This window comes from Collimonas sp. OK307 (assembly GCF_900113705.1).
In the GTDB taxonomy this organism is placed as follows: Bacteria; Pseudomonadota; Gammaproteobacteria; order Burkholderiales; family Burkholderiaceae_D; genus Collimonas.
Genome location: NZ_FOQI01000009.1, coordinates 130655 through 152760, shown reverse-complemented (window position 1 = coordinate 152760; position 22106 = coordinate 130655). Strand labels below are relative to the sequence as shown.

Sequence of the window (22106 nt, the reverse complement as noted above, 5' to 3'; positions counted from 1 at the left end):
AGGCGCTACAGGCGTGAGAGGGATAGTGTGCCAGAAGCTGCCGGACTCGGCTCGTCTTCGGCAAACAGCCATCCAGGTTGTTATATTTTATGGATGACCTGGTCCACCACCAGCGGGGCAAACTGATGTGCCGGGCCGTGGTTGGGAATGACGATGAAAGGATCGATCTGCAATAGCGGAATCAGGACGAATGCACGTTGTGTCATGCGCGGGTGCGGTACCGTCAGCACTGCATCCGCGAAGGTCGACTGACCATATAGCAGCAGATCCAGATCCAACGTACGCGGAGCATTGGGATAAGGACGCTCACGGCCGAAATCCTGTTCAATCTGTTGCATGCCCTGCAGCAAGGCATGCGCACTGAGGCAGGTTTTGACACGCGCCACGGCGTTGATGTAATCATCGCCGCCCGCGTCCAGCGGCGCGGTGCAAAACAAACTGGATTGCGCGTCCAGGCTGGTGTCGGGCAGCTTGCCGAGTTGCAGGATGGCGCGCTGGACCTGGGCGCTGGCATCACCCAGATTGGCGCCTATGCCGATATAAGCCGTGACCAGTTCAGCCGAAGACATCGCTGTCATTGACCACCTTGGTCGTCATTGCTGCGGCCGCCCGGATTGGCGGTCTTGGCGCCGCTGCGCGATCCACGCCGGCGCGGACGTTTTTTAGGTGGCGCAGCTTCAGCTGCCACTTTCGGTTTTTGCGCCAGCAGCACTTCACGTTCAGCGCTGTCGCCCTCCATGAATGCAGTCCACCATTCGCCGATTTCGCTATCGATCTCGCCGGAGGCGCAACGCAACAGCAGGAAATCGTAACCGGCGCGCAGGCGCAAATGCTCCAGCAACTTGTATGGCGCCTTGCCGGTCCGGCGTTCAAAGCGCGGCTGCATGGCCCAGATGTCACGCATGTCGGAGGCGATCTTGCGTTGCAAGGCCAGCTTGTCGGTTTGCGCTTCCAGGACATCGTCGGCCGCCAGATGCAGCGCCGGGATCGGGAATTCGCCGGCCGCCTTGTAGGCAGTCCACTTTTCCAGCACCTGATGCCACAGCAACGAAGCGAACAGGAAGCCGGGAGAAACCGGTTTACCTTGTTGCACGCGGACGTCGGTATTGGCCAGCGCCAGCGTCACGAATTTCTCACCCAGCGGCTGTTCCAGCACCACATCGAGCAACGGCAGCAAACCGTGATGCAGGCCTTCCTTGCGTAATTGCTGCAGGCAAGCCAGCGCGTGGCCGCTCATCAGCAGCTTCAGCATTTCATCGAATACGCGTGCCGCAGGGACGTTATCGATCAGGGCCGCCATCACCGGTATAGGCGCCCGGGTGGCCGGATCGATCGTAAATTTCAGCTTGGCGGCGAAACGCACAATACGCAGCATGCGCACCGGGTCTTCCCGGAAACGGGCTTCCGGATCGCCGATAATGCGCAAGGTCTTGGCGCGGATATCGTCGATGCCGCCGTGGTAATCGAGCACGCTCTCGGTGGCCGGATCGTAGTACATCGCATTGATCGTGAAATCGCGCCGCACCGCATCTTCATGCTGCTCGCCGAAGGTGTTGTCACGCAAGACGCGGCCGTGCTCGTCTTTCGGCGAACCGTCGGATGAAGCACCGCGGAAAGTGGTGACTTCCAGCAGATCCTGGCCAAACATCACGTGCACGATCTGGAACCGTTTGCCGATGATGAAAGCGCGCCGGAACAAACGCTTGACCTGTTCCGGCGTGGCGTTGGTGGCAACGTCGAAATCCTTCGGTTTCACCCCCAGCAACAGATCGCGCACCGCACCGCCGACGATGAAGGCTTTATAGCCGGCATCCTGCAACGTCTTGGTGACGCGTATCGCATTGGAGGAAACCAGTTTCGGATCGATGCCGTGCTGTTTCGGGCCGAGTATCAACGGTTTGGTGGGATCTTTTTTCTTTTTCCCAAGGATGGAGCGAATCAGCTTCTTGATCATTGCGCGTCGAATAAATTCAGGATTGGCCAGCCGTTCGCGCTTGCGTGCGCTTTCAACAAGGCGTTTGGGTTGGTGGCAATAGGATCTGTGACCAGCAGCATCAACGGCAGGTCGTTGTGCGAATCGCTATAGAAGTAACTGCGCGGGAAGCTGGCCAGCGTCATGTCCATGGTGGCCAGCCAGGCATGGGTATGGATGACTTTGCCGGGACCGTAAGTCGGCGTATCTGCCAGCTTGCCGGTAATCTCGCCGTCACCGGTGGTTTCCGGGTCCGAGGCGATCAGGAAATCGACGCCCAGCGCCTTGGCGATCGGCTCGGTCACAAAACTGTTGGTGGCCGTTACTATCGCGACCAGGTCGCCGGCATCCTGATGTTTTTGCAGCAAGGCGCGCGCAGCCGGGGTAATTTGCGGCTCGATCACTTGCTTCATGAATTGTTCATGCCAGGCATCGAGCTGTTTGCGTGGAAATTTCGACAGCGTGCCGAACGCGAATTCCAGGTATTTGACCGGGTCCAGCGTACCGGCCTGGTATTGGGCAAACCATTCTGCGTTGCTCTTTTCAAAGGCGTCCGGATCTACCGCGCCGATGCGTACCAGGAACTGCCCCCATTCATAATCGGAGTCGACAGGCAGCAGCGTATGGTCAAGGTCAAATAGAGCCAGGTTCATGGTCATTGTTTATCTTCGGATTCGAGTTGCAACAAGCTGCGTAGCAAAGGCAGCGTTATGGGGCGCTGGGTCTCCAGCGAATAGCGGTCCAGCTCGTCCAGCATGGCCGATAAAGACCGCATATCGCGCCGGAAATGCGTAATCAGGTAGGGTAACACGCCGCTTGACAGATGCAGGCCGCGCACCTGCGCCGCATGCGTCAGGGCGGCGATTTTTTCTTGATCGCTCAAACCGTGCAACTGATAGATCAGGCCCCAGCCGAGGCGGGTCCGCAGGTCTTCGCGCACACTCAGTTCGGACGGCGGCAACTCGCCGCTGGTGATCAGCCAGCCGCCATGCTCGCGAATCTGGTTAAACAGGTTAAAAGCTTCGATCTGGTCGTCGGCCGATAATTTATCGCAGTCGTCAATCAGGTAGCCGGGTACATCCGGCGAGAAATTGAACGCCTCGGCGTCGTCGTTGGGACCGTGGATCAAACGTGCATTGGTGCTGCTGGCCAATGCCTGCAGCACATGGCTTTTGCCGGCGCCGGCCTGGCCCCAAAGGTACACAAAACGGTCGCCCGGTGCGGTGAGGGATTTTGTCGAAGGCGCGACCAGACGCTGCAAGAACTGTAAGGCTTCTTGGTTCTGCCCGACCACGAAAGTGGCCAGGGTCTGCGGCTCATCCGCAGTAATGTCCAGCGTTAGCTGCCTCATTCTTGTTTCTTCACTATTACTATTACTTAATCAATTGGGGAGCAATGTTGCTCCAGATTTCTTGTTTCTTTAGCTGGCTACCGGCTACTGGCGGAGCAACGAGTAACTGCCATTTATCTATTCTATGTATTATAAAAACTGCTTTTCAAGTAGTGCGCGCGGACATGCTTGACCACCACCGACATGATCGCTGAACAGGGCAACGCCAGCAGTATCCCGACAAAGCCGAATAACTGGCCAAAGGCCATCAACGCAAAAATCACGACCAGCGGATGCAGGCCGATGCGCTCGCCTACCAGACGCGGCGTCAGGATAAAACTTTCGAGTACCTGGCCGATGCCATACACGATGGCGACCGCAATCAATCCATGCCAGCCACTGAACTGCAACATCGCGGCGATCACCGCCAGCGCCAATCCCAGGCCGAAACCGACATAGGGGATGAATACCAGCAAACCGGTAATAATTCCCACAGGCAACGCCACATCAAACCCGGCAATTGCCAGCCCGGTCGAATAATAAATCGCCAGAACCAACATTACCAGCAATTGACCGCGTAAATACTGCGCCAGCAGGCCATCCACCTCCTGCGTCATGTTGCCGGTCTTGCCTTGCCAACGGCGCGGCACCAGCCGGCTCGCGCGCGCGACGATCGAATGCCAGTCCTGCAGCAGGTAAAACAGTACGACCGGCACCAGCAAGATGGTCGCCAGCCAGCCCAGTACGGCCGTGCCACCAACCTTGACCGAGGCTAGTACCGAAGTCCAGATTTCATCGCCGCTGGTCGACAGCTGCTTGGTCAGCATCTCTTTGATGCCCGTGCCGTCCAGCCGTACATTAATGCCGAAATCCTGCAAATGCGGGCCGATGAAGCCATCCAGCTTGTTGAGGAAGTTCGGAATCTGGTCTTGCAATAGGGGAAATTCCTTACGCAACACCGGAATCACGATCAGGATCACTGCCAGGATCGCGAACACCAGCAGCAGGATCACGACCAGCACTGCCAGCGCGCGCGGAAACGGATATTTGCCGATGCGCCTGCGCGACAGCCAGTCAACCCCCGGATTAAGTGCATAGGCGAGGATGGCGGAGGCGATGAAAGGCGTCAGGATCGGCCCCAGCGCGACCATTAATGCCACAAGTAGCAGCCCAATTCCTAGCCACAAAGCCGTTTGTTTTTGTTCGTCGGTAAAAGAAAATGGCATGGAATCGAAAGTTTGATGGATCGGTTTGATAAAATACCGCTTTTACCGCGCAATAACCTGGCCGAAACCAAGCGATTGATAAGCTAAAAAACAAGACAAAACCCTGGGAAAAGCTGTATTTCCCGCTGTTTTACCTCTTGTTTGGCTGTTTTTGACCAGTTATTTGATCTGATTTACAACACTAGGTACAACTTAGTACAGTGATGCAAATCCGATGCGTGGCCGAATTTCCTCTATTTTACCGCCTCTGCCGCCAATCACATCATGACTTCCACTTCAAACGTTTCCAACGTGCCACTCTCTTATCGTGATGCCGGTGTCGATATCGACGCTGGCGACGCTCTGGTCGAGGCAATCAAGCCGTTCGCCAAACGCACCATGCGCGAAGGCGTGATGGGCGGCATCGGCGGTTTCGGCGCCTTGTTCGAGATCAGCAAGAAATTCAAGGAGCCGGTACTGGTCTCCGGTACCGACGGCGTCGGCACCAAGCTGAAGCTGGCATTCCTCCTGAAACGCCACGACACGGTTGGTATCGACCTGGTGGCAATGAGCGTCAACGACATCCTGGTGCAAGGCGCCGAGCCGTTGTTTTTCCTCGATTACTTCGCTTGCGGCAAACTCGATGTACCGAGCGCCACCGATGTCATCAAGGGCATCGCAAAAGGTTGCGAGCTGGCAGGTTGCGCGCTGATCGGCGGCGAAACCGCTGAAATGCCAAGCATGTATCCGGACGGCGAATACGATCTGGCCGGCTTCGCGGTCGGTGCGGTTGAAAAATCCAAGCTGATCGATGGCACCAAGATCGTGCCGGGCGACGTAGTGCTGGGCCTGGCATCGTCGGGCGCGCATTCCAACGGCTATTCGCTGGTGCGCAAGATCATTGAAGTTGCCAAGCCTGACCTGGATGCCGATTTCCATGGCCGCAAGCTGGCCGACGTGCTGATGGAGCCTACCCGCATTTACGTCAAGCCGCTGCTGGCGCTGATGGAGTCGATGGAGGTCAAGGGCATGGTGCATATTACCGGCGGCGGCCTGGTGGAAAACATTCCGCGCGTGCTGCAAGACAACCTGACTGCGGTATTGGACAGCACCAGCTGGACCATGCCACCACTGTTCACCTGGCTGCAGCAGCATGGCCAGGTTGCCGACGCGGAAATGCATCGAGTCTTCAACTGCGGTATCGGGATGACTGTCATCGTCGCCAAGGAAAACGCCGACGCTGCGATCGCGCAATTGCAAGCTGCCGGGGAAACCGTCAACCGGATCGGTGAGATTCGCGCGCGTGCCGAGGGTGAGGCGCAGACTATCGTGGTCTGAACTTTGCCGGACATCCACGGTAGCGTGGAATAAAAAAAGACGAAAAACGAAGACGAAAAAAAGACGACCGATTTACCGGTCGTCTTTTTTTGTTTGATGATTGATTGCGGCGAAGGTTTTAGTCTTCGTAACGCTTCAGACTTGCCGCCATACCCTTGTCCAGGTCGGACATACAGCTGACAGTGACTTCCAGATCGCGTAGCAAGCCGTCCCGCACGCTATACACCCAGCTATGGATGGTCAGGGGCTGGCCGCGGTCCCAGGCATCCTGGACGATTGTGGTGCGGCAGATGTTGGCGACCTGCTCCATGGAGTTGAGCTCGCACAGACGATCATGGCGCACGCTTTCCGGCAACACATCACCGAGGTAGCGCTCATGCTTCTGATGCACGTCCTCGACATAACGCAGCCAGTTATCGGCCAGTCCGACGCGGCGCTTGGTCAGTGCCGCGTGCACGCCGGAACAGCCGTAATGGCCGACGACAAAAACATGTTTTACCTTCAGTACATCAACCGCAAACTGCAATACCGACAGACAATTCAGATCGCTATGCGCAACCACGTTGGCGATATTGCGGTGAACGAATAACTCACCCGGCAGCAAGCCCAGCAATTCATTTGCCGGCACCCTGCTGTCGGAACACCCAATCCAGAAATACTCTGGCGCCTGCTGCGACGCCAGTACTTTAAAAAAATCCGGATCGCGGGCGGTCATACCGGCCGCCCACTCACGGTTTCTCTGGAAAAGGTCTTCTCGGGTCAGGGATTGCTTGTTGTTTGCTGTCATCGGTTTCTATTCAATAAAGTTCCATCTGCATGTTATTTGTACAATACATGCAAGACATCGTAGGCCTTATTTTATAGAAACTTGGCAAATCCCATCGGCTTTTATCCGATAGTCGCCATTCCTTTCAGCCGAACCTATCCCGCCTGACCAAGCAAGGAGAGTTTCAATTTGCTGTCGGCCGGCTTTTCACCCAGCCAGATTTTCAGTAAAGAATTATAGAAAATCTGGTCGGGCAAGGTCTCGGACACGGGTTTGCCGTTGAAATGAATCTGCGTGCCGACCCCTGGAATCCAGTCGGTCGTCAACACGTCTCCCTTTTTCAGCTCCGGAATCGAAGCAAACAATTCACCAAATTTCAGCAACTGGTTGATGATCTTCGATTTGTCGGCTTTATCCACATTGTTTTGGATGCCCGCCATGAAAGCGCGACTGAAGTCTTCGCTGCTGACATCGCGCAACATGACCAGTTCGATACGCCGTGCGCCTGGCGCAGCCAGCACGTCCGGCACAGTGGTTTTTTTATCAGCTAAATACAATGCAGCGGTATACACTTTAAAGATGACTTTATAGCGGATCCCGGCGCCATTGAGCTTCAAGTCCTGATTGCCGACTTTGGCTGTTTCGTCGATCTTGACGCCGCCAACATCCAGCGCAAATGCGCTCTGCGCCAACACCAGTGCGGAAAATACGCAGGCACAAGCCCCTGCACGTTTCAAGCGAGCAACTACTTTCATGTCTCCCCCTATGGTTTGTATATGGTGGGTTTGTTCTGATCGCGAATAAAAGAACGATCGTTTTATTATTGCACTATACAGAATAGAGAGCAGAACAAAATTATGCAATAAGGAATTTGTTAATCGTTGTCAGACCATCGGCTAAAGCAACCAAGGCAATGAAGGAAAAATGCAAAAAAAAAAACCGCCAACCTTACGCGATTGGCGGCTTTCATACGGTTCAGAGCGGACGTACTTACTCGAAGAACTCTTTTACCTTATCTTTCCAAGATTTGCTCTGCGGGCTGTGTTTGGCGCCGCCTTCGCTGGTCAGTTGCTCGAACTCCTGCAGCAACTCCTTCTGCCTGTCGCTCAGCTTGACCGGCGTTTCCACCACGACGTGGCAGAACAGATCGCCGGCATAACCTGAGCGCACGCCTTTAATACCCTTGCTGCGCAGACGGAAAGTCTTGCCGGACTGAGTACCGTCGGGAATCGTGAAGGACGCTTTACCGTTCAATGTCGGTACTTCGATTTCACCACCCAAGGCAGCTTTGGCGAACGAGATCGGCATTTCGCAATGGAGATCGTCGCCTTCGCGCTGGAATACCGCGTGCGGCTTGATGTGGATTTCCACATACAGGTCGCCGGTCGGTCCGCCGTTCATGCCTGGCTCGCCATTGCCGGAAGAGCGAATCCGCATGCCGTCGTCGATACCGGAAGGGATCTTCACTTCCAGTGTCTTGTTACGCTTGATACGGCCGGCGCCGGCGCAGGATGTACATGGTTCAGGAATGATCTTGCCGTTGCCGTGGCATTTCGGACAAGTCTGCTGGATGCTGAAAAAGCCTTGCTGCATCCTGACCTGGCCGTGACCGCCGCAAGTCGGGCAGGTGATCGGCTCCGTGCCGGGCTTGGCGCCGCTGCCATGGCAGGGTTCGCACTCATCCCAGCTAGGCACGCGGATCGTGGTGTCGAAGCCGTGTGCCGCCTGTTCCAGCGTAATTTCGAGGTTGTAGCGCAAATCGGCGCCGCGATACACTTGCGGGCCAGCGCCACGACCGCCGCGGCCACCGCCGCCGCCGAAAATATCACCGAAGATATCGCCAAATGCATCGGCGAAACCGCCGCCACCGCCACCGCCGCCACCCATGTTAGGGTCGACGCCGGCATGGCCATAGCGATCATAGGCTTCGCGCTTTTGCGGATCGGTCAGCATCTCGTAGGCTTCTTTCGCCTCTTTGAATTTGTCTTCCGCACCTTTGCTATCCGGATTACGGTCCGGATGATGTTTCATTGCGAGTTTGCGATATGCCTTCTTGATTTCATCATCAGAAGCATTTTTTGCAACACCCAGAATTTCGTAAAAATCACGCTTCGCCATCTTTTCTATACCCTGTTGTTTAAGCGAAAACGCCGAACAGTGCTGCAATAGCATCTGCCCGGCGATTCCTCGCACCGGTTTGCCGATTCAAATTGCGACTTGAAGACCGGCAAACCAGCGCTGACGAAGATCTTACTTGTCTTTCACTTCCTTGAAGTCGGCGTCAACTACGTCGTCCTCTTTCGGCTTGGCTTCTGCACCGGCAGCACCCGCTTCACCGCCGCCTGCTGCCGCTTGCTGCGCCTGCATGTCGGCATACATCTTTTCACCGAGCTTTTGCGCGGCAGTGGTCAGGGCGGCTGTCTTGTTATCGATGGCGGCCTTGTCGCTGCCCTTCAATGCTTCTTCCAGTTCCTTGATCGCCGCTTCGATGCTTGCCTTCTCTCCGGCTTCCAGCTTGTCGCCGTATTCCGTCAGGGATTTTTTGGTCGAATGGACCAGTGCATCGCCTTGGTTATGCGCTTCAGCCAATCCCTTCAGGCGCTTGTCTTCTTCGGCATTCGCCTCGGCGTCGCGCACCATTTTCTGGATTTCTTCTTCGGTCAGGCCGGAGTTAGCCTTGATCGTGATCTTGTTTTCCTTACCGGTTGCCTTATCCTTGGCGCCCACGTGCAAAATACCGTTGGCATCGATGTCGAAGGTAACTTCGATCTGCGGCGTGCCGCGCGATGCTGGCGGGATCCCTTCCAGATTGAATTCGCCCAAGCCCTTGTTACCGGCAGCCATCTCGCGCTCACCTTGGAACACCTTGATGGTGACGGCCGGCTGATTGTCGTCGGCAGTCGAGAACACCTGGCTGAACTTGGTCGGGATAGTGGTGTTCTTCTGGATCATCTTGGTCATCACACCGCCCATGGTTTCAATACCCAGGGACAACGGTGTAACGTCCAGCAGCAGCAAGTCCTTGCGGTCGCCCGACAAGACCGAGCCCTGGATCGCAGCACCGGCAGCGACGGCCTCATCCGGATTAACGTCCTTGCGTGGATCCTTGCCGAAGAATTCCTTAACCTTTTCCTGCACCTTAGGCATACGGGTCATGCCGCCGACCAGGATGATGTCGTGGATGTCGGAAATCTTGACGCCGGCATCCTTGATAGCGATGCGGCAAGGTTCGATCGTCTTGGCAATCAGTTCTTCCACCAGCGATTCCAGCTTGGCGCGGGTCATCTTCAGGTTCAGATGGACCGGTGCGCCGTTCGCCATGGCGATGTACGGTTCGTTGATTTCAGTCTGTTGCGACGACGACAATTCGATCTTGGCGCGCTCAGCCGATGCCTTGATGCGTTGCAGCGCAATGGCGTCCTTGCCGAGGTCGATACCGTTGATCTTCTTGAACTCGTCCAGGATGTAATCGATGATGCGTTGGTCGAAGTCTTCGCCGCCGAGGAAAGTGTCGCCGTTAGTGGACAGCACTTCAAATTGCTTTTCGCCATCGACATCGGCGATTTCGATGATCGAAACGTCGAAAGTACCGCCGCCCAGGTCATACACGGCAATCTTGCGATCGCCTTTTTCTGCTTTGTCCAGGCCGAATGCCAGCGCAGCCGCTGTCGGCTCGTTGATGATGCGCTTGACGTCCAGACCGGCGATACGGCCGGCGTCCTTGGTTGCCTGGCGTTGCGCGTCGTTAAAGTAAGCAGGCACGGTGATCACGGCTTCGGTGACTTCTTCGCCGAGGTAGTCTTCTGCGGTCTTCTTCATCTTGCGCAGCACTTCCGCAGCGATTTGCGGCGGCGCCAGTTTTTGATCGCGTACGGCAACCCATGCATCGCCGTTGTCGGCTTTGATGATCTTGTAAGGCATCAGCGCGATGTCTTTTTGTACTTCTTTTTCGTCGAACTTACGGCCGATCAAACGCTTGGTTGCGTACAGCGTGTTGGTCGGGTTAGTGACAGCCTGGCGCTTGGCCGGAGCGCCAACCAGGATTTCGCCATCTTCTTGATAAGCGATGATGGACGGCGTAGTACGTGCGCCTTCCGAGTTTTCGATCACTTTCGGTTGACCGTTTTCGATAACCGAAACGCAAGAATTGGTGGTACCCAAATCAATGCCGATAATTTTACCCATGGTGTATATCCTTTACTGAAATCTGATTAATGTTTTGATGGTCTGAATATAGGGAGCAAAGCAGCGCTTTCAAGCACTAAAATGCGCACATGTTTTTTATTTTGCTTGGGCCACCACGACCAGTGCAGGCCGCAGCAGGCGGTCGGCAATGGTGTATCCCTTTTGCAGTACCGTCACCACGGTATTGGCATCTTGCTCTGCAGGCACGGTTGAAATTGCCTGGTGCTTCATCGGATCGAGCTTTTCACCCACTTGTGGCGAGATTTCCAGCAAACGATTTCTTTCGAAAGCTGAAGACAGCTGCTTGAGCGTCATTTCCACGCCTTCCTTGATCGATTCAATCGACGGCGTTTCGATTTTCAGCGCCATTTCAAGGTTGTCCTTGACCGGCACCAGCGCTTCGGCAAATCCCTCGATCGCAAATTTATGCGCACGTGCAATATCTTCCTGGGCGCGGCGACGAGTATTTTCTGCTTCGGCCTTGGCGCGCAAGAACGCATCTTGCATTTCCGCGATCTTGGCTTGCGCTTCCGACAACTGGATTTCCAGCGAGGATTCAGGAATTACCGTTGCATCTTCGCCAACAGGATTCTTTTCCGTTTGCGCCTGTTCGTTCTGATTTTCCATGTGTTCCATTCAAAAATCTCCAACAATCAATAACTTACTAAGTATAGGAAGCCAAATGAGGCTATACCCCTATTTTTTCAAGGGTTAAATCAGGGGATAAAAACGCGCACCCGATTTTGTCCTGATTTCCGTCCCAACTCCAATGAATAAAGGATGCCGGCAGCATCAACGTCCGGCAACAAATTGAAACAAAATTTACCTGCCAAGGGTTTGCTGCAACGCGACATTGGAACTATGCTGAAGGTGTGGACTCAAACAGAAAAAATTAACCCGCAGCAACTAAAAAAAGGGGAATATCATGAAACTATCGCTAATATCCGCGCTTCTGGTCGTTTATATTTTGCTGGCAGCAAGCTGGATCAGCTATTCGCAACTGGTCGCACTGTATTGACTATAGCTAATTGGTTCAGCACTTACCAATTGCAAAATGATCAACAATCCTTCATGCGCACCCGGCATTGGGCGCTCATTATAATTGCGCCTAGTCGGAGCGGCGCACATCCACTCAAAATTTCTGCAGCAAACCAGGACCTGTTAACAGGCCCTAAGGTCTATTGACTTGCGCCCAGGCGCACAGCTTGCTGCCGTGACGCTTCCGCCTGTTGTTTCGATGCCTCCCGTTCGCTCTCTGTCAGATGCGTGGGCCAGCCAATCAAATGTTCCTCTACCACACTGGCCATGGCTGAAATCCAGGCCGGCGACTGGTTCAGGCAAGCGATGAAGTGAAACTCCTTGCCACCCGCCCTGAGGAAATCCTGTTTCGCCTCTATCGCGATTTCCTCCAGCGTTTCCAGGCAATCGCTGGTGAACCCGGGACACATCACGTCGACACGGCCGACACCTTGTTTTGCCAGCTTCTGCAAAGTCGGCGCGGTATATGGCTGTAGCCACTCCGCCTTGCCAAAGCGCGACTGGAAAGTCAGTTGATATTGTTCGGGCCCCAGTCCCAGCTCCTGCGCCAGCAAGCGCGCGGTTTTTTGACATTCGCAATGATAGGGATCGCCCAGTAGCAAGGTGCGCTTCGGCACGCCATGAAAACTCATGATCAGCTTGTCCGGCGTGCCGTGCATGGCCCAATAGGCCAGCACCGACTCTTTCAACGCCTGGATATATGCCTCGTGATCGTGATAATGCTTGATGAAACGTAATTCAGGCACATTGCGTACTTGCGCATAATGCGCAAATACCGCGTCGTAAATCGACGCCGTGGTGGTGGCCGAATATTGCGGATACGCCGGCAAGATCAGGATCCGCTCGCAACCGTCGGCTTTCAACTGCTCCAGAACCTCCGGTATCGCCGGCGCGCCGTAGCGCATGGCGTAAGCCACTTGCACCTGATGCCCGCGCTGGCCCAGATAACCGCGCAGCAAAATTGCCTGCTTGCTGGTGTGGACTTTGAGCGGCGAACCTTCATTGCTCCAGATAGAGGCGTATTTGTGTGCCGACTTGCCGGACCGGAACGGCAGGATCACGCAATGCAAAATCCACCACCAGATCGCCCGCGGAATTTCCACTACCCGGGGATCTGACAGGAATTGCTTCAGATAAGAACGCACCGCCTTGGTTGTCGGTGCATCCGGCGTGCCCAGATTGACCAGCAGCACTGCGGTTTTACCGGTCTTGCCATGCGTGAAAGGAGGTTCTTTACGAAATGCCATGCGGGGATACCCAAAAAATAAGAGCCGATTTAGAGTGCAGGTATCTAGAGTGCCAACAATTCGCGCGCATGCTTGCGCGTAGTTGCGGTAATTTCCAGGCCACCCAGCATGCGGGCGATTTCTTCAATCCGGTTCTTGGCATCGAGGCCATCAATTGCCGACACCGTCTTGTTACCCAGGCTTTGTTTGCTGACCTGGAAATGCTGATTAGCCTGGCTGGCAACCTGCGGCAAATGGGTCACGCACAATACCTGGCGATCCTGGCCCAGGCGCTTCAACAACCGCCCGACTACTTCCGCCACGCCGCCGCCGATGCCGCTGTCAACTTCATCGAATATCAAGGTCGGCGTCGCTGTCGCGCTGGAGGTAATCACTGAAATCGCTAGCGCGATCCGTGCCAGTTCGCCGCCGGAAGCCACTTTAGCCAACGGCCGCGGCGCCACGCCGGCATGGCCGGCAACCAGGAACTCGACTTGCTCGACACCATAACCGGCCGCTTCGCAGGGATTCAACGCAATCGCAAAACGGCCGCCGCTCATGCTCAAATCCTGCATCGCGGCAGTGACTGCCGTGCCCAAAGCCTGGGCCGCCTTGGCGCGCGCTTTCGACATCTTTTGCGCCAGCGCCAGATACGCAGCTTTCAACTTTTCTTCTTGCGCCCGCATGGCGTCGAGATCGCTGGCATCCGCCAGTTGGCGCAGTTGCGCCGACAACGTCTCCAGTTCCTGCGGCAGTTCATCTGGCGCCAGACGGAATTTGCGGCCGGCAGAATGGATCGCTTCCATCCGGTCCTCGACCTGATGCAGACGCGCCGGATCAAGCTCGACCCGGCTCAAATAATCGTTCAGCGCGTAGACCGCTTCCTGCAACTGGATACGAGCCGGCTCCAGCGCTTCCAGCACTGGCTTGAGGCTGCTGTCGACATCGACCAGCTTGCCGATTTTCTGATTCAGCGCCGACAATTGTGACAACATCGGCGGCGTGTCGTTGGCGTCGTTTTCGGAAATCACGTTGAGTGCTTCCTGAGCGCCTTCGATCAGGCTGGCAGCATGCGACAAGCGGCTGTGCTCATTGGTGATTTCATCCCATTCACCTGGTTTGACCGCCAGCTTTTCCAGCTCGCCAACCTGCCACTCCAACCGCTCGCGCTCCAGCAATACATTCTTGGCATTGGTTTCAAACTCTTCGCGTTGGCGCGCCAGCGAACGCCAGCTTTTAAAAGCGCCCGCAAGCGTCAGCAAATCGTCCTGCAGTCCAGCTTGCCCATCCAGCAAGAGACGTTGCGCATCGCTCTTCAACAGAGACTGATGCGCATGCTGACCGTGAATATCAACCAGCATTTCACCCAACTCCCGCAGTTGCGCTGCGGTTGCAGCAACGCCGTTGATAAAGGCTTTGGAGCGGCCGGCATTGTCAATCACGCGCCGCATCAGGATCACGCCTTCCTCGCTGGCAAACTCGTTTTTCTCCAGCCAGTCGTTAACCTCGCCGTCAGCCGCGCCGGCCAGTGTGAATTCCGCCGTCACATCGGCCTTGGCCGCGCCTTCGCGCACCACGCTGGCGTCGCCGCGGCCACCCAGCGCCAAAGCCAGGGCATCGATCAGGATCGACTTGCCGGCGCCGGTTTCGCCGGTGAAAACGGTAAAGCCAGCAGCGAACTCAAGTTCGATGGCGTCGACGATGACAAAATCGCGTATGGAAAGTGTGCGCAACATGGGAATGTGGAAGTGGCTTAAAAATGGGTGTAAAAATAGCGTTGAAAAATGACCTGCGAATGACTTACTTCAGTTGCCCTTCCGCCGACGGATATTCGTTCCAGTGCAACTTTTGCCGCAAGGTATCGTAATAACTCCAGCCGGCCGGGTGCAAGAAGGTGATGGCGTGTTCGGAACGCCGTATCAGGATGCGGTCGCCGTGCTGCAGGCTAGCCAGCGATTGCATGTCGAAATTGGCGCTCATGTCGCGGCCGTTCACAATTTCAATCACGATTTCACTGCTGTCCGGAATCACGATAGGCCGGTTCGACAGCGCATGCGGCGCAATCGGCACCAGCACGATGCCGCCCAGCGAAGGATGCAACAAAGGCCCACCCGCCGACAAGGCATAAGCGGTGGAGCCGGTCGGCGTCGCCACGATCAAGCCATCGGAACGCTGGTTGTACATGAAGCGGCCATCGACCTCAACCATCAGTTCCGCCATGCCGGAAGCCGCGCCACGTGACACCACTACATCGTTGAATGCCAGGGCGCTGAAGATTTGCTTGCCGTCGCGCATGACCGCCCCTTGCAACAGGCTGCGGCGCTCCGATTCGACATTCCCATCCAGCATTTCACCCAGCACCGGCAGCATCCGCTCCAGCGAAATATCGGTAATAAACCCAAGCCGCCCCTGGTTGATGCCAATCAAAGGCACGTTATACGGCGCCAGTTGACGGGCGATCCCGAGCATGGTGCCGTCGCCGCCGACAATAATCGCGGCGTCAGCCCGTTCGCCTATCTCGGCCGGGGTCATGGCTGCAATGCCGGCCATCGCGACATTCTGCGCGGTCTCGGCTTCGAGCACCACATGGTGACCGCGATCTTGCAGGAAATCGACGATTTCGGTCAGCGATTCGGAAATGCCGACTGCAAAATATTTGCCGACGATAGCAATGGTTTTCGGCATGGAGGTTGACGATCCGGGTTGAGAAGATGATTTTATAGGCCGCATGCTGGCGATTAGACCATAATTTAGGCTTGCAATGAAGGATACGCACATAGCGCTTGCTAATAATCTTATGAATAATTTAACCATCTTCCCACCATCCCGACCCGGCAAACCGCTTGCCATCAAGGCCGTGCTGTTCGACCTCGACGATACGCTGTGGCCAATCGTGCCGGTGATTGCACGCGCCGAACAATTGCTGTTTGACTGGATGCGCGAGCATGCCCCTGCAGTTACCCGCCAATTCACGATAGAAAGCCTGCGTCAACAACGCCTGGATCTGGTAGCGACCAACCCGGTCTTCAAATTCGATCTTTGGAATTTGCGCCACGCAGCGCTGACCGCCAGTTTCAACAGCGTCGGCGAAGACGCCCGCAAAGTGGATGCGGCGATGGCGGTATTTTCCGAAGCGCGGCACGCTGTGACGTTGTTCGACGACGTCGAACCGGTATTGGCCCGTCTGCAGCAACGCCACCGCCTGCTGCTGGGCACGGTCTCGAATGGCTTTGCCGATCTTGACAAAATCGGCCTGGCCCGGCATTTCCAGACATCGATCGCAGCGCATAGCTTTGGCTGCGCCAAACCCGACCCAAGCATTTTCCATGCAGCTTGCGCAGCCTTGAACGTGACGCCGGAAGAAACCGTATATGCCGGCGATGATCCCTTGCTGGACGTGGTCGGCGCCCAACAAGCGGGCTTGCGGGCGGTCTGGATCAATCGTTTTGACCGCGTACTGCCGGCCGGAGTCAGCGCACAAGCCAGTTGCACCAGCTTGCATGAGCTGGAAGCATGGCTGGAACAAACTGCTATTGGCTGACAAAAACAGTGTATAAGTGCATTAAGAGCGTTCATAAGCGGCTGGCATACAAGCCCCGCGCTCGTTAAAATAGACCACTATGCAACTAGATAATCGCGCTCAAACCCTGCTCAAAGCCCTGGTCGAACGGTACATCGCCGACGGCCAGCCGGTTGGCTCGCGCGCCCTGTCCAAGATTTCCGGCCTGGAACTGTCGCCGGCGACGATCCGCAACATCATGGCGGATCTGGAGGAAATGGGTTTCGTCGCCAGTCCCCACACTTCCGCCGGCCGGGTGCCGACGCCGCGCGGCTACCGCATGTTCGTCGATACCTTACTGACGGTTGAACCGATTGACGAAAGCGCGCTGGAATCCAAAATGCAGGCCCGCCTGCAGCCAAATTCGCAACAGAAGATCATTGCCAATGCTGCACAAGTATTGTCATCGCTCTCACATTTTGCCGGGGTAGTGCTATCGCCACGGCGCGAATCGATCTTCCAGCAAATCGAATTCCTGCGGCTCTCGGAAAAGCGCATCCTGCTGGTGATCGTCAGTCCGAACGGCGACGTCCAGAACCGGCTGCTGCTGACCGATGTCGATTACAGTCCCGCCAAGCTGGTGCAAGCCGCCAACTACATCAACCAGCATTACGGCGGCCTCAGCCTGGACGACGTCCGCATGCGCCTGCAAGGCGAGTTGCGCAAGCTGCGCGACGACATGACCTGGCTGATGCAGGCGGCGGTGGAAGCCGGCAGCGACGCCATGACCGACAATAGCGATGAAGTGGTGATTTCGGGCGAGCGCAACCTGCTCAGCGTCACCGACCTGTCGTCCAATATGGATTCCTTGCGCAAGCTGTTCGACATGTTCGAACACAAAACCAGCTTGATGCAATTGCTCGACATCTCCGGCAAGGCGACCGGCGTCCAGATTTTCATCGGCGGTGAATCGCAACTGGTGCCGATGGATGAAATGAGCGTAGTGACCGCGCCGTATGAAGTCAACGGCAAGATCGTCGGCACGCTGGGGGTGATCGGCCCTACCCGGATGGCCTATGAGCGGGTGATCCCGATTGTGAATATCACCGCCAAATTGCTGTCGAATGCGTTGAGCCACAGCTGACGCTGTTGCTAATACTGTTGCCGGAAACGTGTCCCAAAACGAAGCAATCATCGACTATATCCGCGAGCTGCTGGCGCCGCTTGGCGCTATTAGCGCTCGCAGGATGTTTGGCGGCTATGGCATTTACTACGATAGCGTGATGATCGGCCTGGTTGCCGATGGCACCCTGTTTCTCAAGACTGATGAGGAAACCCGGCCGCAATTCGCGGCTGCCGGTTGCCGGCCTTTTGTCACCGAGAGCAGAGGAAGGTCGATTGAAATGAGCTACTGGTCGGCGCCTGAAGACGCCATGGATGCCGCCGCTGCAATGACCCCGTGGGCGCGGCTTGCTTATGCGGCTGCGGTGCGTAAGGCAAATTCAAAGCCGGCGCCCAAGGCACCTAAGACGCGTAAGCACTAAACGGTAACGCGGCAAAGCGACGCATCAGCCCGGTGCTTTACGCTTCTTTTAACCCTTCTTCTTGCGGCAATCCCGGCAATGGCCGTATAAAGCCAGCGCATGGTCGGCGATTTCAAAGCCATGTTCCTTGGCAACGACTTTCTGACGTTTTTCAATTTCTTCGTCATAAAATTCCTCAACCAGGCCACAATCCAGGCAAACCAGATGGTCGTGATGTGAGCCTTCGTTAAGTTCAAACACGGCCTTGCCGGTTTCAAAGTGGTTGCGCTGCAACAACCCGGCCTGCTCGAATTGGGTCAGTACACGATACACGGTTGCCAGACCGACATCGAGATTGTCGCTCAGCAAAATTTTATAGACGTCTTCAGCGCTCAGGTGACGCACCTCGCTATTCTGGAAAATTTCCAGGATTTTCAGGCGTGGCAAGGTGGCTTTGAGGCCGCTGGCTTTTAGTTCGGATGGATTGTTCGGCATGTTTTGGTCACAAATGGATGATCTGCTTTATCATATAGCGTTTTAGCACTGTTGCTCAATCAATTGAGATCCTTATGCGCATGTTGCTCTCCCCAGTACGTACCTCCGCTTTGACCGCTGCAGTTGTCTTCATGGCCGCTTTGGCCGGTTGCGCATCAAAGAATCCGCTGATTGACCAGCCCACTGCTGCTGTCCCCGCCGGTACCGCCGCGGACACGGCAGCCGCTTCTGACACCAGCGGGGTTCAAACTATCAAGCATCGCCGCTTCCTGGGCATTTTTTCTCCTTATCGGATAGATATCCAGCAAGGAAACTTCGTCTCGAAAGAAATGTTGGCGCAAGTTAAAGAAGGCATGACCCGTGAACAAGTGCGTTTTGCGCTCGGTTCGCCTTTGATTACGGACGTGTTCCATGAAGATCGCTGGGATTACGTGTTCCGCCTGCAAAAGGGTAACGGCGAAGTCACCACCAGCCGCGTCAGCGTTTTCTTCAACGGTAACCTGCTGGCACGCGTTGATGGCGGCAACCTGCCTACCGAAAACGATTACCTGGATAAAATTTCGGGCGGCGCCGCAGAAGCCAAGAAGAGCCTGAAGAACCTGGAAATGGCGCCAACCGCGCCTGCCGCACCGATGCCGGGCAAAACTAATTAAGTAATCAAAATTAACCAATTGTTCAGATCGTCGAATTAACAATGACTCAGATGAAAATAGCCGTTGCAGGTGCATCGGGGCGCATGGGGCGCATGCTGGTTGAGGCAATTCAAAACGCCGACGATGCGCAGCTGGCCGGTGCGCTGGGCCTGCCGGATGCACCGGAATTGGGAACTGACGCCGCCGCATTCCTGGGCAAGCCGGCCAATGTCCTGATTGAAGCCGATTTGGCCAAGGGCCTGGCGCAGGCAGCTTATCTGATCGATTTCACGCGCCCCGAGGGCACGCTGAAGCATCTCAACTATTGCGCCGCCCATGGCATCAAGATGATTATCGGCACCACCGGCTTCGATGAAGCCGGCAAGGCGGCGATCGCGGCAGCGGCAAAAAAGACTGCCATCGTGTTCGCGTCCAATATGAGCGTTGGCGTCAATGTCACGCTGAAATTGCTGGAAATGGCAGCCAAGAGCTTTTCCCACGGCTACGACATCGAAATCATCGAAGCACATCATCGCCATAAGGTCGATGCTCCGTCCGGCACCGCGCTGATGATGGGTGAAGTCGTCGCCGATGCACTCGGGCGCAAGCTGGATGACGTCGCGGTCTATGCCCGCGAAGGCATCACCGGGGAACGCGATCCATCCTCTATCGGTTTTGCCGCTATCCGCGGCGGCGATATTGTCGGCGACCATACGGTGCTGTTTGCCGGCATCGGCGAACGCGTTGAGATCACGCACAAATCCTCTAGCCGCGTTACTTACGCACAGGGCGCCTTACGCGCCGCACGTTTCTTGCGCGACAAGAGTAACGGACTGTACGACATGCAAGACGTGCTGGGCCTGCGCTGAATATCTGAATATCGGCCGCCACCGACAAACTGCTTGCAGCATTCTGAAGCTGGCCTTCAACAAACTGTCTCTAAAGTAATTCTCCGCACCCGGTGGCCGCCTGGCCTTACCGGGTTCGTCCCCTGCCCGCATCACATCTCCCTCTTCACAATCTCCCTCCGCTGGTCCCGCATTTCGCGCCAGCGTCATTAGTTTCCACTTGGCAATTTAATAATTTCATCAAACGATACTCCTTTGCAGATTTGCATGTAACATTATATTTTTATATGTATCTTAATGTGTCACAAAAGTCACAAAGCAAACATCTGCCCTATCTGTTTGCATTTTAATCATGATTTTTGCACCATTCCACATCCCCCCTTTTTAATCGCCCAGGCATATGACTCTGTCCTCTTACAATCACCTGTTGTGGTCGACATTCAATGCTCCTGCCGGATACATCGGCATTCCGTTCATGCTGGCGTTGGCAATCGCTGAATGGGGGGTATATCTGGTGCCGACCAGCCTGGTCGCCTTATGGATTAACGGCAGTCGGACCACCCGCCGCCTTTCTCTCAAAGCGATCGTCACGACAGCTGCCGCGGTATTGGCCAGCAAAGTCATTGCGCTACTCTGGAGCGCCCTGGTCCCGGACGAGCGGAACAATTACCTGTACCAGGCCAAAAGCGCGCACTGTGTTTCGCCTAACGTCACGATTGCCGTCATCCTCGCCACCGGATTAACGCTGTGGACCGCAAAAGCCATCAAAATCAAATGGGTCGGTGTATTGCTGGTGATACTGTCGCTTGCCGTTAGCTGGGCCAAGATCTTTCTTGGAATGCACTATCCGATGGATATTTTTGGCGCCGGCCTGGTCTCCCTGGCGATAATGCTCGCCATGAACAGCAGGTACGGCAAGCTGGTCAGCCACGGGGCCATCAGATTTCTCAACGGCAGCCTGCAAAACCTGACATTACTATCGGAAATATCCCATCTTTTGTATCCACAACCGGCCTTACCGAGAATCCGCAACAGCGGGCCGCGCATTACGCTGCACACTTGCCTGAAGCACTCGCCGCGCGGCCTGTCCTACTTCGCCAAACAGCTGAAACTGAGCGTCCGCACGGTGCTGTATTATCAACAGACACAGCGCTGGCTGGCCTATTGGAATACAACGCCGATGCATGCCAGGCTGGCGCAAGCCACGCCCAGGCTGTTGCAAAAAATCTACCGTCCCTACCAGTCGTTGCGTCTGCGCAGCCAGGACCGGCTGAATATTCTGGTCAGCCACTACGACTTCATTTTCAGGCAAGGTCTCGGCCCCCTGGTCTTGCACGCATCGCTAACACCGCAGCTGCTAGGCAGTTTTAGCGGCAAATCCGGGACTACCTATGAACTCCGGCTGTCGGCGATTGAAAGGCTGGACCGGGAAGGCGAACTGACGCTTGACCTGTGCAGCGACCAAAAACTCTTGTTCTCGGTAGCCTTCACTTTCTATGGCAATGAACTGGTTCCCTGCATCGGCATAGGTTGCCTGCAAGGCCCACGTGGCAGCGATTCCCAAGAACGGGTGCGCAATGCCACCCGCGACATGTTCGGACTGCGGCCAAAGGGCCTGATGCTGCGACTGGTGCGAGAAATCGGCCATGCCTACGGCTGCAAGAAGCTGATTCTGGTGGGAAATCAAAATCGCGTCATGTTCCATCAAGTCCGCGCTGGCCAGGTATTCGCCGATTATGATGATTTTTGGCAAGAAATTGGGGCTGTCCGCCGCCCGGACGGTGAATATCAGCTTGCATGCGACGCCATTGCCGCTCCCAACCTGCAAGAAATTCCCTCGCATAAGCGCTCGGAAGCGCGTAAACGCATCGAACTGACAGAACGCGCTATACAGGCTGCCCTGACAGGCTTTTCGAGCACATTCAGCGCTGCCTGAACCGGTTCGGTTCCCGAGCCAACCATCAAGTATCGCGTGACTCCACGTGTACCTTACGCTAAAGCGGCATCCGAACCAGTATAATCACCGGTTCGGATGCCAAGAATATTGGC

At 55.7% G+C, this 22106-nt stretch carries 22 protein-coding genes; 8 read left to right on the top strand and 14 right to left on the bottom strand.

Annotation, left to right across the window (positions count from 1 at the left end; all coding sequences use genetic code 11):
• Positions 1 to 80 precede the first annotated feature (80 nt).
• The 5 genes from folK to BM205_RS13695 form a co-directional block, all read right to left on the bottom strand.
• Entirely contained in the window at positions 81 to 578 is a 498-nt protein-coding gene (gene folK, locus BM205_RS13715; RefSeq protein WP_092415332.1) for a 2-amino-4-hydroxy-6-hydroxymethyldihydropteridine diphosphokinase, read from the bottom strand.
• Positions 575 to 1954 (bottom strand): polynucleotide adenylyltransferase PcnB, encoded by a 1380-nt coding sequence (gene pcnB / locus BM205_RS13710; RefSeq protein WP_092415330.1) that lies wholly within the window; start codon positions 1952 to 1954, stop codon positions 575 to 577. Before pcnB ends, folK begins: the two co-directional genes overlap by 4 nt.
• Positions 1951 to 2625: a histidinol-phosphatase gene (locus tag BM205_RS13705; RefSeq protein WP_092415469.1), complete on the bottom strand. Its 675-nt coding sequence runs from the start codon at positions 2623 to 2625 to the stop codon at positions 1951 to 1953. The genes pcnB and BM205_RS13705 overlap by 4 nt, the downstream gene beginning before the upstream one ends.
• 2 nt (positions 2626 to 2627) lie before the next feature.
• Positions 2628 to 3323, bottom strand: coding sequence for a DnaA regulatory inactivator Hda (gene hda, locus BM205_RS13700; protein ID WP_092415328.1), 696 nt, complete (start codon positions 3321 to 3323; stop codon positions 2628 to 2630).
• 122 nt (positions 3324 to 3445) lie between these two features.
• A complete protein-coding gene (locus tag BM205_RS13695; RefSeq protein WP_092415326.1) occupies positions 3446 to 4528 on the bottom strand; it encodes an AI-2E family transporter in 1083 nt (360 codons plus the stop codon).
• 264 nt (positions 4529 to 4792) lie between these two features.
• Between BM205_RS13695 and purM the strand changes: the two genes are divergently transcribed.
• A complete protein-coding gene (purM, locus tag BM205_RS13690; RefSeq protein WP_092415324.1) occupies positions 4793 to 5845 on the top strand; it encodes a phosphoribosylformylglycinamidine cyclo-ligase in 1053 nt (350 codons plus the stop codon).
• 118 nt (positions 5846 to 5963) lie between these two features.
• Here purM and can read toward each other — a convergent pair whose 3' ends face one another.
• The 5 genes from can to grpE form a co-directional block, all read right to left on the bottom strand.
• Entirely contained in the window at positions 5964 to 6632 is a 669-nt protein-coding gene (gene can / locus BM205_RS13685) for a carbonate dehydratase (RefSeq protein ID WP_092415322.1), read from the bottom strand.
• 134 nt (positions 6633 to 6766) lie between these two features.
• Positions 6767 to 7366, bottom strand: a complete 600-nt coding sequence (locus BM205_RS13680; protein ID WP_254783884.1) for a chalcone isomerase family protein — start codon at positions 7364 to 7366, stop codon at positions 6767 to 6769.
• A gap of 235 nt (positions 7367 to 7601) precedes the next feature.
• The gene (gene dnaJ / locus BM205_RS13675) at positions 7602 to 8729 is read right to left on the bottom strand and encodes a molecular chaperone DnaJ (protein ID WP_092415467.1); all 1128 of its coding nucleotides are present in this window, start codon (positions 8727 to 8729) and stop codon (positions 7602 to 7604) included.
• Positions 8730 to 8861: 132 nt separating this feature from the next.
• Positions 8862 to 10796 (bottom strand): molecular chaperone DnaK, encoded by a 1935-nt coding sequence (gene dnaK / locus BM205_RS13670; RefSeq protein WP_092415318.1) that lies wholly within the window; start codon positions 10794 to 10796, stop codon positions 8862 to 8864.
• A gap of 96 nt (positions 10797 to 10892) precedes the next feature.
• Positions 10893 to 11432 carry a nucleotide exchange factor GrpE gene (gene grpE / locus BM205_RS13665; RefSeq protein WP_092415316.1) on the bottom strand — a complete coding sequence of 180 codons (540 nt, stop codon included), beginning with the start codon at positions 11430 to 11432 and terminating at the stop codon, positions 10893 to 10895.
• A 144-nt stretch (positions 11433 to 11576) separates the two neighbouring features.
• Between grpE and BM205_RS24310 the strand changes: the two genes are divergently transcribed.
• Positions 11577 to 11981, top strand: coding sequence for a hypothetical protein (locus tag BM205_RS24310; protein ID WP_092415314.1), 405 nt, complete (start codon positions 11577 to 11579; stop codon positions 11979 to 11981).
• Here the strand turns inward: BM205_RS24310 and hemH are convergent.
• The 3 genes from hemH to BM205_RS13645 form a co-directional block, all read right to left on the bottom strand.
• A complete protein-coding gene (gene hemH / locus BM205_RS13655) occupies positions 11975 to 13081 on the bottom strand; it encodes a ferrochelatase (protein WP_092415312.1) in 1107 nt (368 codons plus the stop codon). The two genes, BM205_RS24310 and hemH, sit on opposite strands and share 7 nt — an antisense overlap.
• A 44-nt stretch (positions 13082 to 13125) precedes the next feature.
• A complete protein-coding gene (recN, locus tag BM205_RS13650; protein ID WP_092415310.1) occupies positions 13126 to 14796 on the bottom strand; it encodes a DNA repair protein RecN in 1671 nt (556 codons plus the stop codon).
• A gap of 64 nt (positions 14797 to 14860) precedes the next feature.
• Entirely contained in the window at positions 14861 to 15790 is a 930-nt protein-coding gene (locus BM205_RS13645) for an NAD kinase (protein WP_092415466.1), read from the bottom strand.
• 67 nt (positions 15791 to 15857) lie between these two features.
• On the opposite strand from BM205_RS13645, the gene BM205_RS13640 reads away from it, so the two are divergent.
• From BM205_RS13640 to BM205_RS13630, 3 genes are all read left to right on the top strand, one after another.
• A complete protein-coding gene (locus tag BM205_RS13640; protein WP_254783882.1) occupies positions 15858 to 16601 on the top strand; it encodes an HAD family hydrolase in 744 nt (247 codons plus the stop codon).
• Positions 16602 to 16680: 79 nt separating this feature from the next.
• Entirely contained in the window at positions 16681 to 17703 is a 1023-nt protein-coding gene (gene hrcA, locus BM205_RS13635) for a heat-inducible transcriptional repressor HrcA (RefSeq protein WP_092415306.1), read from the top strand.
• Positions 17704 to 17731: 28 nt separating this feature from the next.
• The gene (locus BM205_RS13630) at positions 17732 to 18103 is read left to right on the top strand and encodes a TfoX/Sxy family protein (RefSeq protein ID WP_092415304.1); all 372 of its coding nucleotides are present in this window, start codon (positions 17732 to 17734) and stop codon (positions 18101 to 18103) included.
• A gap of 48 nt (positions 18104 to 18151) precedes the next feature.
• Here BM205_RS13630 and fur read toward each other — a convergent pair whose 3' ends face one another.
• Complete coding sequence (gene fur, locus BM205_RS13625; RefSeq protein ID WP_092415302.1) at positions 18152 to 18577, bottom strand: ferric iron uptake transcriptional regulator; 426 nt, start codon at positions 18575 to 18577, stop codon at positions 18152 to 18154.
• Positions 18578 to 18657: 80 nt separating this feature from the next.
• Here fur and bamE point away from each other — a divergent pair, with 80 nt between their 5' ends.
• The 3 genes from bamE (at position 18658) to BM205_RS13610 (ending at position 21993) form a co-directional block, all read left to right on the top strand.
• A complete protein-coding gene (gene bamE, locus BM205_RS13620; protein ID WP_371326491.1) occupies positions 18658 to 19230 on the top strand; it encodes an outer membrane protein assembly factor BamE in 573 nt (190 codons plus the stop codon).
• 41 nt (positions 19231 to 19271) lie between these two features.
• Positions 19272 to 20078: a 4-hydroxy-tetrahydrodipicolinate reductase gene (dapB, locus tag BM205_RS13615; RefSeq protein WP_092415300.1), complete on the top strand. Its 807-nt coding sequence runs from the start codon at positions 19272 to 19274 to the stop codon at positions 20076 to 20078.
• A gap of 379 nt (positions 20079 to 20457) precedes the next feature.
• Entirely contained in the window at positions 20458 to 21993 is a 1536-nt protein-coding gene (locus BM205_RS13610; protein WP_092415298.1) for a DUF535 family protein, read from the top strand.
• Positions 21994 to 22106: the final 113 nt, after the last annotated feature.

What these genes read in the sequence shown, in the direction of transcription:
- hda (WP_092415328.1), bottom strand. Translation starts at nt 3,323, where the DNA reads ATGAGGCAGCTAACGCTGGACATTACTGCGGATGAGCCGCAGACCCTG.
- can (WP_092415322.1), bottom strand. Translation starts at nt 6,632, where the DNA reads ATGACAGCAAACAACAAGCAATCCCTGACCCGAGAAGACCTTTTCCAG.
- BM205_RS13645 (WP_092415466.1), bottom strand. Translation starts at nt 15,790, where the DNA reads ATGCGGCCTATAAAATCATCTTCTCAACCCGGATCGTCAACCTCCATG.
- dnaJ (WP_092415467.1), bottom strand. Translation starts at nt 8,729, where the DNA reads ATGGCGAAGCGTGATTTTTACGAAATTCTGGGTGTTGCAAAAAATGCT.
- bamE (WP_371326491.1), top strand. Translation starts at nt 18,658, where the DNA reads ATGTTGCTCTCCCCAGTACGTACCTCCGCTTTGACCGCTGCAGTTGTC.
- dapB (WP_092415300.1), top strand. Translation starts at nt 19,272, where the DNA reads ATGACTCAGATGAAAATAGCCGTTGCAGGTGCATCGGGGCGCATGGGG.
- folK (WP_092415332.1), bottom strand. Translation starts at nt 578, where the DNA reads ATGACAGCGATGTCTTCGGCTGAACTGGTCACGGCTTATATCGGCATA.
- recN (WP_092415310.1), bottom strand. Translation starts at nt 14,796, where the DNA reads ATGTTGCGCACACTTTCCATACGCGATTTTGTCATCGTCGACGCCATC.
- grpE (WP_092415316.1), bottom strand. Translation starts at nt 11,432, where the DNA reads ATGGAACACATGGAAAATCAGAACGAACAGGCGCAAACGGAAAAGAAT.
- dnaK (WP_092415318.1), bottom strand. Translation starts at nt 10,796, where the DNA reads ATGGGTAAAATTATCGGCATTGATTTGGGTACCACCAATTCTTGCGTT.
- BM205_RS13705 (WP_092415469.1), bottom strand. Translation starts at nt 2,625, where the DNA reads ATGAACCTGGCTCTATTTGACCTTGACCATACGCTGCTGCCTGTCGAC.
- BM205_RS13610 (WP_092415298.1), top strand. Translation starts at nt 20,458, where the DNA reads ATGACTCTGTCCTCTTACAATCACCTGTTGTGGTCGACATTCAATGCT.
- hrcA (WP_092415306.1), top strand. Translation starts at nt 16,681, where the DNA reads ATGCAACTAGATAATCGCGCTCAAACCCTGCTCAAAGCCCTGGTCGAA.
- BM205_RS13680 (WP_254783884.1), bottom strand. Translation starts at nt 7,366, where the DNA reads ATGAAAGTAGTTGCTCGCTTGAAACGTGCAGGGGCTTGTGCCTGCGTA.
- pcnB (WP_092415330.1), bottom strand. Translation starts at nt 1,954, where the DNA reads ATGATCAAGAAGCTGATTCGCTCCATCCTTGGGAAAAAGAAAAAAGAT.
- fur (WP_092415302.1), bottom strand. Translation starts at nt 18,577, where the DNA reads ATGCCGAACAATCCATCCGAACTAAAAGCCAGCGGCCTCAAAGCCACC.
- BM205_RS24310 (WP_092415314.1), top strand. Translation starts at nt 11,577, where the DNA reads ATGCCGGCAGCATCAACGTCCGGCAACAAATTGAAACAAAATTTACCT.
- purM (WP_092415324.1), top strand. Translation starts at nt 4,793, where the DNA reads ATGACTTCCACTTCAAACGTTTCCAACGTGCCACTCTCTTATCGTGAT.
- hemH (WP_092415312.1), bottom strand. Translation starts at nt 13,081, where the DNA reads ATGGCATTTCGTAAAGAACCTCCTTTCACGCATGGCAAGACCGGTAAA.
- BM205_RS13695 (WP_092415326.1), bottom strand. Translation starts at nt 4,528, where the DNA reads ATGCCATTTTCTTTTACCGACGAACAAAAACAAACGGCTTTGTGGCTA.
- BM205_RS13640 (WP_254783882.1), top strand. Translation starts at nt 15,858, where the DNA reads ATGAATAATTTAACCATCTTCCCACCATCCCGACCCGGCAAACCGCTT.